13 protein-coding genes are annotated in these 15043 nt (G+C 52.8%); 4 read left to right on the plus strand and 9 right to left on the minus strand.

Translation table 11 applies throughout. The annotated features are described in order from the left end of the window. Positions 1 to 31: 31 nt before the first annotated feature. Positions 32 to 1288: an integrase domain-containing protein gene (locus AO242_RS06570; protein WP_099268126.1), complete on the plus strand. Its 1257-nt coding sequence runs from the start codon at positions 32 to 34 to the stop codon at positions 1286 to 1288. Positions 1289 to 1454: 166 nt separating this feature from the next. Here the strand turns inward: AO242_RS06570 and AO242_RS29630 are convergent, their stop codons facing one another. From AO242_RS29630 to AO242_RS06590, 4 genes are read right to left on the minus strand one after another with little or no spacing between them, the layout of a single operon-like run. After that, positions 1455 to 1724, minus strand: coding sequence for a hypothetical protein (locus AO242_RS29630; protein WP_099268127.1), 270 nt, complete (start codon positions 1722 to 1724; stop codon positions 1455 to 1457). Beyond that, on the minus strand, positions 1721 to 2701 hold the full coding sequence (locus tag AO242_RS06580) for an integrase domain-containing protein (protein WP_099268128.1): 981 nt from the start codon (positions 2699 to 2701) through the stop codon (positions 1721 to 1723). The genes AO242_RS29630 and AO242_RS06580 overlap by 4 nt, the downstream gene beginning before the upstream one ends. Next, complete coding sequence (locus AO242_RS06585) at positions 2685 to 3038, minus strand: hypothetical protein (protein ID WP_099268129.1); 354 nt, start codon at positions 3036 to 3038, stop codon at positions 2685 to 2687. Before AO242_RS06585 ends, AO242_RS06580 begins: the two co-directional genes overlap by 17 nt. Beyond that, complete coding sequence (locus AO242_RS06590; protein ID WP_099268130.1) at positions 3031 to 4431, minus strand: YfjI family protein; 1401 nt, start codon at positions 4429 to 4431, stop codon at positions 3031 to 3033. The genes AO242_RS06585 and AO242_RS06590 overlap by 8 nt, the downstream gene beginning before the upstream one ends. A gap of 1184 nt (positions 4432 to 5615) precedes the next feature. Here AO242_RS06590 and AO242_RS06595 point away from each other — a divergent pair. From AO242_RS06595 to AO242_RS06605, 3 genes are all read left to right on the plus strand, one after another. Further along, positions 5616 to 6470 (plus strand): deaminase, encoded by an 855-nt coding sequence (locus AO242_RS06595; RefSeq protein WP_099268131.1) that lies wholly within the window; start codon positions 5616 to 5618, stop codon positions 6468 to 6470. Between the two features lie 512 nt (positions 6471 to 6982). Continuing rightward, entirely contained in the window at positions 6983 to 8176 is a 1194-nt protein-coding gene (locus AO242_RS06600; RefSeq protein WP_099268132.1) for a hypothetical protein, read from the plus strand. After that, positions 8173 to 10335: a hypothetical protein gene (locus AO242_RS06605; RefSeq protein ID WP_099268133.1), complete on the plus strand. Its 2163-nt coding sequence runs from the start codon at positions 8173 to 8175 to the stop codon at positions 10333 to 10335. Before AO242_RS06600 ends, AO242_RS06605 begins: the two co-directional genes overlap by 4 nt. A gap of 260 nt (positions 10336 to 10595) precedes the next feature. On the opposite strand, the gene AO242_RS06610 is transcribed toward AO242_RS06605, so the two are convergent. From AO242_RS06610 to tnpB, 5 genes are all read right to left on the minus strand, one after another. Beyond that, a complete protein-coding gene (locus AO242_RS06610; RefSeq protein ID WP_034154402.1) occupies positions 10596 to 11267 on the minus strand; it encodes a uracil-DNA glycosylase in 672 nt (223 codons plus the stop codon). A 509-nt stretch (positions 11268 to 11776) separates the two neighbouring features. Further along, positions 11777 to 12388 (minus strand): hypothetical protein, encoded by a 612-nt coding sequence (locus AO242_RS06620; protein ID WP_099268135.1) that lies wholly within the window; start codon positions 12386 to 12388, stop codon positions 11777 to 11779. Then, positions 12385 to 12834 (minus strand): hypothetical protein, encoded by a 450-nt coding sequence (locus AO242_RS06625; protein WP_141562190.1) that lies wholly within the window; start codon positions 12832 to 12834, stop codon positions 12385 to 12387. Before AO242_RS06625 ends, AO242_RS06620 begins: the two co-directional genes overlap by 4 nt. Positions 12835 to 12984: 150 nt before the next feature. After that, the gene (locus AO242_RS06630; RefSeq protein ID WP_099268137.1) at positions 12985 to 14241 is read right to left on the minus strand and encodes a nucleoside triphosphate pyrophosphohydrolase family protein; all 1257 of its coding nucleotides are present in this window, start codon (positions 14239 to 14241) and stop codon (positions 12985 to 12987) included. Between the two features lie 439 nt (positions 14242 to 14680). After that, entirely contained in the window at positions 14681 to 14845 is a 165-nt protein-coding gene (gene tnpB, locus AO242_RS06635) for an IS66 family insertion sequence element accessory protein TnpB (RefSeq protein ID WP_257153388.1), read from the minus strand. Positions 14846 to 15043 lie beyond the last annotated feature (198 nt).

Consider the following 15043-nt stretch of genomic DNA (forward strand, 5'->3'; position numbering starts at 1 on the left):
AGGATACCAAAACGGTGCTGGAGGTAGCCCCATGCCTACTAACGCAACCCGCCTCTCCGATCGCCAGCTCAAGGCGGTCAAGGCAACTGGTAAAGACTTCGTCCTCAGCGACGGCGATGGCTTGCAGCTTCGAGTACGCGCCAGCGGCTCGATGATGTGGAATTTCAATTACCGCGAGCCGCTGACCAGAAGCCGTATCAACATGGCGCTTGGTCCATACCCTGACCTCTCGCTAGCCAACGCCCGGAAGAAAGCCGCAGAGGCACGTGAGCTGCTCGCTTTGGGCACTGATCCCAAAACCCAGCGTGATGAGGTAAGGCAAGCCAAACTTGCTGAGACTGAACACACTTTCGAGAAGGTGGCCACGGCCTGGTTCGAGCTGAAGAAAGACTCCGTAACCAAAGCCTACGCCGAAGACATTTGGAGATCGCTGACGCTTCATGTTTTCCCAAGTATGAAAACAACGCCGCTCTCTCAAATCACTGCTCCGATGGTTATCAAGATCCTTCGTACGATCGAGGCCAAGGGGAGCCTCGAAACCGTGAAACGATTGAGCCAACGACTCAACGAAATTATGACCTACGGGGTCAACTCCGGGCTGATATTCGCGAACCCCCTCAATGGAATTCGGGCGGTGTTCAAGAAACCCAAGAAAGAGAACATGGCTGCGCTACCACCTGAGGAGCTTCCCGAGCTCATGATGGAAATCGCGAACGCCAGCATCAAGCGCACGACCCGCTGCCTGATCGAATGGCAACTGCACACGATGACCCGCCCTGCCGAAGCAGCTACCACACGATGGGCAGATATCGACTTCGACAAGCGCATTTGGACCATTCCGCCAGAGCGCATGAAAAAGCGTCGCCCGCACACAATCCCCCTTACCGATCAGGCACTGTCGTTACTGGAGACGCTCAAGCAACTCAGTGGTAACAGAGAGTACGTGTTCCCCTCAGATAGAAATCCCCGCACCCATGCCAATAGCCAGACCGCCAACATGGCGTTGAAGCGCATGGGCTTTCAGGACCGTCTAGTCAGCCACGGCTTGCGCTCGATGGCGAGCACCATCCTGAATGAGCATGGCTGGGATCCGGAACTGATCGAGGTCGCGCTGGCGCATGTCGACAAGGACGAAGTTCGTAGCGCCTACAACAGGACGGACTACATCGAACGCCGGCGTCCGATGATGGCTTGGTGGAGTGAACATATCCAGAAGGCGGCCACCGGCAGCCTGTCGGCATCGGCCATCAATCAAACCAGAGATCGCAACGTCGTACCGATTCGCTGAACATCCAAAAGGTACGCGCCACCGGCTACGATCCGTGTCGTGTAGTAGGACGAAAGGAGTGACGACAGTGGCCAGATCTCTGGTATGCCTGCGCCTCTTCAGCCAAGCCCCTGAGTATGGGAAGGCTCCGCATTCCCATACTCAGGGGCTCACGCTTAAAGGTCTATCAGGCAACCACGACTTTTGCCTTTCTACGGCGGATCAACCCTGCTGTTAACTCGTAGTAGTAGATGGTAGCTGGAGCTGAGCATCGCAAATAGTGCTCCAGAAACCATCTCACGTGCTTTTCTCTCCAGGACCAGGGAGTCGCGCAACCCCAGCGTTCACGAATCACCTCGTGCATCCTTTCTGCTTGCCTGATGTGCCGCTGCTGCGTGGCATGTGCACCTTTGAGCACGGGGCGCAGGAACAACGCTATGTCGAACTCGGCCGTCATCGCTGACCTCCGATGTAGGCACTCACCACATCGATGCGGTTATGTCCCAACTCGTGGCTGATCTGCTTACGGGCTCGCTGATCGAGTGCTCGATCCTCTTGATGAACACGACCACCATTAACGGGTGCAGGAAAGCCGACTAGTTGCTCATAGCGCTCACAGGCGTAAGCCGCCCGCAGCTCATGAAAACCTTTCAATCCATGCTCATGCAGGATGTCCCGTGCCGGTCGCACAACTGCCTGCATAAAGTCTTTGTAGCTTTCGTCGGGCGCCAACAAATTCCGGCTGCCATTGGGTGAGTTCGCGCTGGCCCAATCCAGGGCATCGCGAACTTGATCCGTTACCGTAATCCAGCGCGGTGCCGAGGCCCCTGATCGACCACCTTTGGTGCCATCCTGGATGTTGATCTTGCCCAGTTGCCGAACCTCACGTTGCAGTCGGGGCAGATCGGCCAGGATCGCTTCGCGCAGCCGCATACCAGTCTCACGGGCGAGGAGCACAATGGCACTCACCCTCGATTGCTGACGATCTGACAGCGCCCGTGCGATCAACTCGACCTGCGCACGGTCTTGGCCTTGCGAAGCCTCACTACGCACGCTTGAGCGCTGCACGCCCAGCGCCTTACTCGGACTCGGGATTTTGACGTACTGATCACCGCGCAGCGCGGCCATCGTTCGGTTCACGCTGGACAGTCGGTTCTGCGCGGTGGCAATGCCGACGTTGCCCTGATCAACCTGCTCCCGCACGTGGACGGCGTACCGCATGAGGATCTCGCGGTCTATCTGGCGCGCGTCATTGACCCTCGGTCCTTCATCGGATCGACACCAATGCACGAACGCCTGCCAGCGATCACTATGGGCTTTGACGGTAGCAAAATGGCCGTCGCCAAACAGGTCTTTCAGTGCTTGCGGTCCAGCATAGCTAAGCTGGCGACCGAAGCCGAAATTGCGCCCGGCTCGCTTACCGACCCGAGCCATTTTTCTGTTCCTGATCGACTGCCGCGAGATCATGCAAAAGGGCTCGCCAGTGCGCACTTACAATCGCGAACTGAGCCCAATCAGTCGGGCGAAAACACAGCGTGTTGTCGGTGACGTAAAGATGCGCACCCTCCTCTTTCAACCATTGAATAATGGCTGTCGTAGAGGCGATAGCTTTATGGGTGGTGGCGACACTGGCGACAGCGGCGACAACCCTCGTCCTGCTTGGTTTTGAGCGTGGCGACAAAGTGGCGACAGTAGCGGCGACAAATCGCGCTTTGGGCTCCTTTTGACGCTGTGCCAGATGGTTGCGCAGCGCTTCATCAAGATTAAACATGGCGCACCTCGAAGGTGTGGCCATCGGTGATCAACCACTGATGATCAATCAACTCGACCAGCAGCTTGGCGGCATGACGACTGCTCTTGCGGGCAAAGCGGGGACCGTTGCGATTCAATTCACGAATACTGAAACGCTTCCAATCTTTGACCTGTAGCCATCGCAGCAGCCGGTCTGCCTCCTCTTTTACTCGACACACTGGCTCCTGCTCAGTCAGGCGCTGGATCTCGGTGAGGTAGTAGCCGACTAAAGCGGAGGCCCGTTGGATATGGTCGACCTCCACGACGCTGCTCTCCTCCACAGCTGCAAGAATGCCGGCGACGCGCAGCAGGTTATCGGCGGCCTTTGATCCGCTGGGCCGTACGCTGGCCAGCTCGCCAAACTCCCCCAGCTGAGCTTCGATAGCATCATGCAAATCAATCCAGCGACGACGCGCCAGCGGACTGAGGCTCAGCTTTGACAGCTGCAAGGCTCCGTCAGCGGAAAGTGACCAAGGCTGATAAAACAGAGCCGAAAGGCGGTGATGATAGCGCTTGAGGGCGGCGTCTTTGGACAAGTCGACAGCCTGGTAGCTACGTTGCCCGGCTAGACTGGTGGGCCAGGTCATCAAGCAGCGCCCTAGAATGCCTTGCCCCTGCAGCAACGGGTCACTGAGTAACTGCATGGCCAAATACGGTTGCAGCATCAGGTGCAGGCTCAGGCGTCGGTCATAGGCTCGTAGGCTTTCGCCTGCCATAGAGCGAGCACGATCAATCGGGCTACCGTCCCAGAGTGACGACAAGGTCGTGACCGCTTTCAAACGGTTGTCCCGACTCATGGTGCTGCTGCCAAGGAATTGTCCGCCCTCGTCACAGAACAGCCCCATGCTCGGCAAGTCATGGCAGAGCCCCTTGATCAGGGCCTCGATCGTCGGGTCTGTGGTGATCAGCCGAGGGGCCGAAGGCTCCGCTTCGAGCGGTACGCTGTTTGTGGGGGCGGGATCGGCAGGATTGATACGCTGCGCTTGTCGCTGTGCGGCACGGTACCGGGAGAGCTGTTCACGATAGTGTTGCCACTGTTCACGCTCCCATTGGCGCGCTGGCAGCAGTGCGGATCGGTCTGCCGCGGTCTTGCGATCACCGGACGCAGCCACCGTGATCAGGTACAACGACAGGGGATAATTTCTCCCGTCGAGTTGTAAGCCCGCATGACCTTGAGTTGCCAGGGCCGAGGCGGCCAACACCGATTGCGCGGCCAGTGCTTGGGGCACGCCGATGACCTCGGCCATGCGCTCAACCGCAGGCCCAAGAATCCCACCCAGTGCCTGCACCGGATAAGGCTGGGGCACGGGGTTCGACTCAATCAACGGTCGGGGTGGTCGTGGTAGTTCAAGCTTCGGATCTAACTGCTGCATGGGCCCTCTCCTCGATCATTGCTGGTTGTCCTCACGTAGTCCCGCCACGGCTGTTGAGTGTTATCAGGGATCAAGGCCCCTGCGGCCTGTGAGGTGTTCACTGACGCGGAACGAACGGCTCCTTACGACCGGGAGCAAGGGCATGAACCCAAGAATCTGGCCTCCTTAGACGCATTCAAAGATGCGGACGGGTGGAGGCTGTGCCGACTGACGAGTTCGGCACCTAGATATCCTGGGTGAGAGAAGGCAAAGACCTAGACATCTAGGGCATGCCTGACTGTCAGTCAGGTGCAGCCTGTCCATAGGCTGCGGCACCGGTGCCTGTGTCGTTGCGGATGGCGACGAATCGGTTTTGTCAGGCCGATTGTCACGGGGAGAGTTGCGGCAGTGCCTTGTTCGACGTGGCTTGCAGCAGTGGTATGAACGCCCGTCTCTTTCCAGGAGAAAGAGACGGGCGCGGTCTGGCGCAGCGAAGTCTGCCGAGAGGTGAGGTTGCTGCAACGCAGCGAGGTAGGTCCATCGTCTGCCGCAGTGAACAGATTGGTTGAGTAGGCATCCATCACTCTAGAGGAGTGACCGTGCGAGCCGCCGGACGCTAATCGCACTTGGGGAAGAACCACCACGCTAGTGGCGTAGCCTTAAAAGTTCTGGCTACCTGGGCAGGTGCTGTCAACGACAGCGATCCGTGCGCCAATTTTTATACCCGCTCGAAAAGACGGTCAAGCGTTACGGCCAAAGCGCGAAAAAAGTGGCGACTGTCGCCACTTCTGTCGCCACGCGCAAGACCCCGTTCTGCATGGGTTGTCGCCGGTGTCGCCGCTGTCGCCACCTCTCTAGCCATAGGCCTACGACAAGCTCCGCTCTGACGCTGAAACTGCATTGCGCTCGATAGAGATCCCGGGCAATTACTCGGGTAAAAGAAGATGTGGCGCTAATCACATTTGAAATGGGAGGGTGGAATGAGTCGGCTTCGAGAAAGAGCGGGTGAACCCTCCGATCGGCGCGATCAAAGATCGCTGGGTCGGAGGGTTTGGCTACGGCCGACTCAGAGGCAAACACACGCCGAATGATTGATGGATAGACAGTCTGCCTGGCCATCACACCCGATTTTGACGCGTAGTATTGGCGGCGGATGCTGATGGATAATCAGCCTCACCTGAACGGAGCTATTAGAGAGCAATAATATGAAGGACGAAATAATCCCCTCATTTCATCGGCAGTCCGAAGATCGTGAATTCATGGAGCAGGCGATTGAAGAAATGCAGCGGTGCGAGGGGACCCCAAAGGTAGGGGCTGTAGTAGTTAAAAACGGGGAAATACTTTCAGTTGGTCATCGCCGCGACCGTGTCCACGCCGAAAGAGTTGCTGTTGAGGCAGCCACGGCCAAAGGCCTATCTCTGGCCGGCGCGACTATCTATACGACTCTGGAGCCATGTGTAGAGGTAAGATCAAAAAAACAGCCGTGTTCTGCCTTGCTGGCAGATTTGAATGTGCACAGCGTCGTCATCGGATCGTACGACCCAAATCCGCAAATAAACCGGAAAGGCTGGTTGGCCCTTATCGAAGCGGGTGTCACCCTACGAGACTTTGATCCAGACCTGAGAAAGATAATCGATGATTTGAACTCCGGGTTCGTTGAAAAATTTAGACGGGGAGTAGGCCCCACTGGACGGCATAGGTTCGACTACACGCTTCAGGATGGCGAATTTGAAATTTTCTTCAGCGCCACTGATCCAAGGAGTATTAGGACCCGATGGACACTCATAGGTATAAAGCAAATAAATGCTTACGCATGGCGCGGATATAAGGTTGCCATTGCTAGGTACGCTAGTAACTTCAGTCAAATTGATGATGCGACTGCTTTAGACTACCAGCAACAAGTGATTGTTCCAGAAGGAGGAATCGTGTCGTTCCTTTCAGATCAAGGTTGTGTTTTGGTGAAAGTCATCGAGGTGCAAAGCGGGGTGAAATATGGATCATCTTGCACCTCTGTGAAATTGGAGTTTCAAGTTAGAGCCGATAATGTAACTCCGGCATAAACGCTGGCGGCGTATGCACAGTTGATGGCGGTAGGGCGTTAAAATCTATCCTTTCGATGGAAGGGGGGGAGTTTACTCCCGCTATCAACGGCGCTTAGCAATGGATTGTTGATGCTGATTTACGGTACCAAGGGAGTGAAGATTTTCTAGGAGCCGGATTCCCAGAAGGTTAATCATCTGATCGATTCCCTCGGCCGAGGTATTACCGGGAAGTTCTTGTGTCCTATCCAGCAAAGGCGGGTCAAGCATTTTCTTCAAGAGGAAGTGATAGCCTTCAAATTACTGGTTTTCGCCTGCGGCATCCGATGCTCCGCAGCACGCCCAATTACCCCCTGATATCGCTGACCCGATTGTTCCTGATGACGGCCCAGATCCCGATGATGAGGGCCCCAAGTCCTAGCTTTCCATCCCGACACCGCCCATGCTGAATAGAGCCGTTACCCTTTCCAGCCACGGACCAAACCTACGGACCCGCTCAATCGAGCTATTTCCCAAATAGATCAGAGGTACAGATGGCGCTGAATTTTTCCACAGACCTGACGATTGATAGCTGCGAGGAGTTCATCGCTAAGCTCGCGGATGCACCCCAAGAAGACCCTCTATACCTCCCGGTCGAAGTCAGTAACTCACATTTCGGCGGTGTCGCTGCCGCTATCCAAGCCATTAATACCTGGGGCCGATCCCGTGAGTACAGAGAAATTATCGTTGGTGGTAACCCGGCAGATGCGGATGATCTGGTTAGAGAAGTGGTAAGCAAACCACACAAATTTTGTGCATCTATGCTGAGTAAAAGAATAACTGACTCTAACGCTTCAACAGACTTACGCCCTATAGTAAACAGGGCCGCCAGCGAGATTATTGAGGGGCAAGGCAAGAGTAAGTTCGGCCAGCAGCGTGGGCCGCTTTGCTGGTTTGCCTTTGTGGATCACAGTACAAAAGGGTTCGACAAGAATTTCTATACACACCCACAGAATGAGAAACCACAACCACGACAACTTGCCCAAATAGAAACAGTAATTCGATCTATGGTCAACAAATCTATAGATATTATGGGCGCAACCAAACAGCTAGCTGAAGAAGACATGAGCCATCTTGGCAGAATCTTTTTCGAACTATTCATGAATAGCCATGAACACGGCACTAAAGACAAAACTCGTAGCGATTGGCTAAAGCCCGGGCAGCGCGTAATTTATAGTAACGGGATAAATCTACCCAAGGCAGCGATAGATAAAAGAGCCCAGACAGAGAAAGGACTATCGCTTTACCTGCAATCTCAAAACAATCAAACCAATAGAAGACGATTTATTGAGATTAGCATTATTGACTCAGGGCTCGGCTACTATAAGCGCTGGTGCGCTGATCAGTCCGACCAGTCCGATCAAGAAACAAACGACAACATCAATCATGAGTACTCTATCTTGAAGAGGTGTTTTACTTCACGACAAACATCCTCAGCCAATGTAAACAAAGGGCATGGACTTCCTGTAGTTATGGATCGGCTAACCAAGCTAAATGGATTCATGCGAGTTAGAAGCGGACGACTTTCACTTTACCGTGATTTTGTCACTCAGCCTTATGTGCCCGACGACCCTTGTGAATTCTTTGACTGGACAACAGAACAGCCTGCACAGGCTGAACTCACACCAATGCTACCAGTGGTCGGCGTATCGGTGACATTTCTGATACCGCTGGAGGAAAAGCAATGAGCCAGTGCTTCGCATTTCGCTTTGAACACAGAGAATCCAGACCGGCGCTATTAATCTCCTGCACGACAACTGTAGTTCCAGATCAAATCATTAAAACAATTAAAGCAGATGTAGAAAACAATCTGCTTCCGAGTGCTGTATACGTGCTTAGTACAGACTCGCAGCGGAACACATTGCTCAACTTGCTTAACGATACGTCACTTATGAGTGAGTTCGACTCGTTTGTAGGCGACCCAGCGCAAAAATTTATACCCATATTTTTTAATCCCTCGGGCGAGTTTTTTTTCTGCAGGGATGAAAGCCCCGTCTCCCTTACCTTGAAGAACAACATTCTTCAGGCAGGAATGCTAAGAATTTTCAAGACAAGGCAAGGCCTTATTTCATCCTCACCAAACTTTCATTTTTTAAAGCCCTCTAACGACCACTGCAATGCATTCATTCGCGCATCAAATTTACTCGTAGCTGGTGAAGAAGTCGCCTTTTTAGCTATATCTTTACTCCCATTACTTGAACCACAACCAAATAGAATATACGTTGACACGTCCTCCATTTCTTATTTAGTTTGCAAAGCCGTTCTTATGTCAGGCCGATACGGTGGGCGCGTGCCTCTGATCGAGAGTTATGAGTCATACACTGCCGTAAATCAAAGCTTCGATTTCGTAGAGGCTCCTGAAAGTCTGGTTTTGATTTCCGCAACTACCAGCGGTGGCTTAGCTTCAAAAATATTGAACGGAACAACGTTTCCGAACAGTCAAGTAGTAACCCTTTTCTACAGCAAGCTTATCGGAGATCAGATCGGCATATACGATGTTAAAGATGCCATTCCCGCTGAGGTATCATCAGCCAAACCTGAAGATTGCGCTGATTGCGCTCGCGGTTCTAGGCTCATAAAAATCGTAGGCGATCAGTTTCTTCCTGAGACTCCCACAAATGCTCAGCTGATAATAAAGAAAACCGATTTCACAGGCAAACGGGCTAAATTTTTCGAGGACTTTGCGGCGAAAGGGTTGCTCCAGTGGAGGAAAGCTTCAGATATTAGAGCCGACTCCAAGGAACACTTTTATGTAGATGTTGGCTTGTATCTTCAAGCCCCAACAGAAGAATTCAGCGGCGAATTTGAAAAAGCCATAAAAAAATACTTTTCCCGTGACGTTGGAAAAGTCATTGCTTTAGATGATCCTGGCTCGACCGCACTTATGGAGTCACTAAAATCAATCGTAAGTAACAACGAAAATATTACCTGGAGTAGGATGGCAGACTTAGTTGGGGACTCCTTAAACGATGCCGCATCTGTGGTGGTCGTAGCTGGAGCGATCACTTCTGGCCGCAAGCTCTTGGACGCGTCTCGCAGGCTTCGTTGTATTGCCAAATCCTCGTCGATCCTTTACCTAGTGGGCTTTTCCAAAGTACCAAGCATGGACATATTGGATCAATTGCGAAAAGACCTACAGCTTGGCGGGCATACCCTAATTATCCTACGCGAATGCCCACTACCGCGCATTGTCGCCCAAATCAAAACAGCTTGGGATGCCGAGGAGTTTCACCTTAGTAAATTTGCAGGTGATCAGCTTTCGGGGGAAACCGTAGAGTTACCAGCAGCTCTGACAGAAAGGGTCGTCGCCTTAACGGGAGAGGCAGAAGGCTCAAATGACTTGTTCTTGAAAACCACTTCTGGTGACACACTTAAACTCAGAAATACGTTCGCATTTTGGTCGGGCCTGAATATTGACAATCAACAAGCAACACAAGCTGACGTTTACTGGACAATTCAATCTATTCTGCATGATCTAAGAGCTAAACCAGACGAGAATGGATTGGCAAGCATCTATCATTCTACCGTTATTAGTCCAGCCTGCTTTGACAGATATAACGATGGTGTGATTCAAGCCTGCCTGCTCCGCGCTGCCACACCTACAGAGCTAAACTATTCAATAGATAACGATTTCAGCCAAAAGATGACTGACGTACTCATTTCCGTAATAGAGAATCACGAAAACGATCAAGGTGAAGCCGCTCTAGAGTTTCTTATGGCACTATGGATCGACAGGTTACAAATAACGAAAGACCACTTGCGTAACGTTACTTGCAAATTCAAATCGTCTCAAATGCCGGAGGATATTCGCTTCCTTCTCGATCAAATCGAGCTAAAACTACAGTAGATCGTTAGTTCGCCCCTCCCTAGTGCACTTAATAAAAGTGCGCTAGGGCCAACTTAAATGTCTTTACTTACAAAAACTTCGTCCACATTCATACAAGCAGCGCCAGTTCCGGCCACAGTTCTAACCCACCGATTTGTGGGAGTCGAGTCAGGCTTTGATTGCAGGATGCTGACGTGTACTGCCCCCCATCCTCCCCGGATGTGAATAGCCTGATAGCACTCGTTCTACTAAAAAATACTCAAGATGCATGCTGACCAGCTTCAGAAAAGTGAAGCCTGTCGCTTGGGATTGAGCACCTCGACCGGTATATCGTAGAGTGCACTCATTCCATTGCGAAAGTCCTTGATGCCGCCGTAGCTGGGATGACGAATCGCAACCACCTCAACACCGAACCGGCTGGCGTAATTGAATGCATCCTGCCCAATCGCAACCACGCGGCGAACCTTCAGCCACTTGATCAGCATTTCATTCAGTACGTCAACCTGCTGGAGTTCACGGGCCGTGAACTTGCGGTTGGTGAACGGATTTCCTGGCTCATGGGGATGAAAAGGGAAGACGTTCCACAACAGGGGCGGGAGATCAACCGCTCGCAATACTGACCAGATTTCAGAGGCCGTACGTTCTGCGAGCGCCGGACCAACGGTCGCTTGCTTAAAATTTGAGCCCGGATATCTCTGTGTCATCTCGGAGAGATGGTATTCATCCGTAAGTGCAAGTCCTGTCCGTCGCCCGCCACGGTAGCCGAGGTCGCGCCCCATCCAAATCGTGTCCACGCCAATCTCTACGGCGGCGTTCAAATAGCCACGAAGATTGCAACGACGCGCCGATACGGCGTCAGAGCGGTCGTGGACCGGACACTTGTCAGCGTATGGGTTGAATACGTTGTCCAGCTTCAATTTAGACAGGGCATTCACGAAGGCTGTAGGGGTCATTGCTGCTCGTTCTTTACAGGAGGTTCAAAACGCATGATGTGCGGAATCACGCCGACGATCACAATGCCGCCGCAGTGTGTTTATACGTTTCGGGAGATCTAAAAGCTCGTCAGTATGGCTTTTTCCCACAGCCAGAGCTCGAATTTCTCAATCTCATAGCAGTCCGCCGTGCTCTTGATCAGCTTGAGGATGCCGTAACCACGAGTGCCTTATCTGATTCGGATATAGATGATGTGAGCCTTAACGTGGTAAAAAGCCAGGTTGCAAAACCTTCCTCAATGATCATCGAGCGAGCTCCGTCCTCATTACTCACGAGATGAGACATCACTCACGACCACACCAGCGAATTTCCTTCGCACCGACGACGGTGTGCAAGCAGCGCTAGAGCTTGCGCGTGCTGATTCGACGTTACAGTTACGGTGAAGTACACCTCAGTTTCAGCCTGCAACGCATATGAGTGTCAGCGAAGGGCGGCGGGATCGAGCTCGATTTAGCGTTCCCCCCGAGCGTTATCGCCATGAGGCTGGCCGGCTTCGAAAGCCTCGGGTAGGAAGCGATTTAAACCAGGTGTCCACCTCAACCCTAAACGCTTCCGAAAACGTGCATCGGTAGTTCCGTGCTGGAGGGTACAGATCTTCGCCCTGGAAGTTACGCAGGTAAGCGGGTATCTCCACCGCATTGGCTCCCCAATAAACGAACTCTTCTCCGATAAGCACATTGTCGGAGCCAAGATCCCTTACCAGGTTTGCTTGGTTGATAAGTCCGCCGTCAAAGCTGTGATGGGAGTCTTCCTGGACCCATGAATCGTTCACGACGTGATAAATGTTGTCCCCATACGCCATGCTCTTGCTTGAGTACAAATCGGGCCGTTTTATTCTGAACCTCTCGTCCTCCCAGTATTCCTGAAACGAAAGCTTCTGAGAGACCCTCATTACAAAAATGAGTTTTTCCGGCAGGTTCAGTCCTACGCTGCCACAGCCAACCACAATATCGCCTACTCGGGCAGCCTTCCTGATTTGAGGTTTGCATGTTCCCAGCGTGCAGATGCCATGAAATGGGTTTGGTGCGAAGCCATAATCCCTCACCAGCTTGTACGAGAAGACCTTTGGGACTGGGCTCATTGACACTTGACCCGGTCAATATCTCGTTTAGGGCTCGGGGCGCCATCAGCCTGCTCCCAGACCTGCTTGCCCTGGATCACATCTTTCAATTGCGGACTGTCGATGGTGAGCACAGAGCTGGCGATGTCATCGAATATTTGCGGTAGGGATTCAACATTTTCGGCAACAGCAACAATTTTTTTACCTGACGCCCCTGCGTGGCCCGCTGCGGCTGTCAGGCAGTCATAGCCTTCTTCCGGGATCAGAAAAATGCAGATGGCTGCATTGTCGATGCAGCTTTTGATTTCTTCGGGTATAGCCCCGGCCGCCTGCGCTGCTTCCACGACTTCCTGCTCAGCCTCCGCTATGCAAACGTCAAAGCCTTCCTCGGCAAGCTGCTGAGATACTGACTGCGCTTCCGCGTCCATTCCTGTCGTGAATACGACGCACGCTTTTTGACTGCTCATGATTGGCCCCCCTAACTACTGCCTGGTATCGGTTGTTTTTGTTTCTGATCAACAGTGATCGGTGGTCGTGGCCAGAGTCTGTAGTTCGTACCGACGACTAAGGACCGGCATGTCGTAATGCCGCTCAATACTCAGCCCACCTGACGACTTTCACTCTTCGTCGTCTCCCTCGCGAAAGCTGATCGTGTGATTGTCGAAGTCAGCGGTGATGTACCCTTTCCTGGAGGTAGAGAGCTTCCGGAAAATATCAAACCCTTCCAAGATCGCTTTCTCCCATTGCCACAAGGCGCATCGCTCGACTTCGTAACCTCTTACGAACTCTTGAATCGATTTCAACAGGTCGTAGTCGATGTGATCGACATCCTCAAACAGATCACACTCAAGACCGCGGCCAAAAATGAACGTGGCCACACCTTCTTCTATGAGGATGGCCCTAGCGCCGTCTTGGTTTTCGTCGAGGTCAGGAACACTTTTGCGCTTGAGGTGAAGAAGAGCTCTTAGGACAGGCGACCAGCCTAGATGCACCGCGAATGCGATGTGGAAAACATCGTGAAAACGATAGTCGTCGCGCTCCATTTTGTTGTCGGTCAGGCGATCGCCAATGATGATCTTGTTGCACTTTTGAATGACGTACTGCTTACCGCCAATGTTCTCTTCGGCGATGAAAAACTCTAAATGCGAGGGCAGCCTTTCATTTTTTGGCATGTCCTCATCAATTCGGGGGGGATAAGTAATCTCCCCAGGCCAGCGGCTGAACGTTTTCTTGAGGTTCCCAAGGGCAGCCGCATCCATATCCACCCCGGCGGAGTCTGCAGCAGCAACCAGTGCTCGGAAAATATCCACCAGATGCGCCGAAAGCTTGTCCCGGTTTCTGGTGAACATGTCGTTCTTGAAATCGTTTAGCAGGTCGCCTACGCAACCCGCGAGCGTCAGAACTTGGGCGCTAAAGGCCTCTTCCGAGACAGGCTTCTCAACCCGACTCTGCATGTCACCAAATACAAGGTTTGGCTCCGAAGGTTCAACGATGTCCCAGTCTTCGATTTCTCGGAAGACCCGTTGAGAAAGCGTGGATAAATCGAGTTGGGCACGAGATGCGAGGTTTGAAAAGTACCAAAGCACATCGCCAAGCTCCTCGAGAATGATGGCGTTGTACCTTTTGAACGCCGCCCGATCACGCTGTCGTTTCTTAAGTGCGCTCAGCAGACTACCTACCTCGCCGAACAAGCCTAGGATCGTAAGCTCCAAGCCCGTATCCGGGAGTTTATCCGTCGTCTTAGCGATTTTTTGATAGGTGCTTATGCTCATGGTCCAGTCGTCGCTCACTTCAGGAGGAAGGACTACGAACTGTTCAGGCACTTGAAGGGGGTCGTGGCAATTGCCCAATTGAGGAGTAGTGTTCGCGTCCATGCGGCCCTCCGGCCAGAAGTCTCAGTACAAAACCGTGAGAAAATTTAAAGCTGTCTCTTTGCTACCATCATCATGGGGTATCGAAACTGATTTGCACAACCCCCAAGAACGGGCCCAGTGGGTTGGGCCATAACATCTGCTCAATCATTCGCGTTTGAGGAATTATTACGAAACCTGGTCAGTCGATTATGACAACGATGTATCTGAAGAAAACTACTGCGGCCCCCGCATGCTCGGTGACCTCTTCGACTCGTTGCTCCCGGCCTCTGGAGCGCGCCGGCCCATGCGGATCATGGATGCCTGCTGCGGGGATTTTCGCGTGTCGATGGTTGTGATTTATCGCCGGCCATGACTAACTTGGCGCGCGAAACCCAGGCCTCCAAGCTGTAAAGTTGAGCGCTCGCCTTCGCGCCTGTGGGCGTATCCCAGTACAAAATTTTCACGCGGTTGCGGGCTTGACGAGGAAGACAAATAGCACCGGATCGGACACGGCGACCTTGATGTCCAGCTCGACCAGCGCAGCCAGGCCATCAACGGATTTTCGGAAGTCGACGGGCCTAGGGGTAAAGATAGACTTTTTCGACTTCGCGTCGCGTCGCGTCATGGCGGATTGGCTCTAGAAAGAAATCGGGAACAGAACCCGGGATCACTTGGCGGCGTTCATGTTTAGTTCATGGGGCAGTTACGTTTTATTCACCCATAGAAGCCCTCACAGGTCCCGCTTTTCAACGGAGTCTCTCGTCGTTGCAGAACGCCTTGACTCATCTATTGAGATGCCTGCAATTACTGCTTTGACCTTCAA

The organism is Pseudomonas sp. ICMP 561 (assembly GCF_002699985.1).
In the GTDB taxonomy this organism is placed as follows: Bacteria; Pseudomonadota; Gammaproteobacteria; order Pseudomonadales; family Pseudomonadaceae; genus Aquipseudomonas; species Aquipseudomonas quasicaspiana.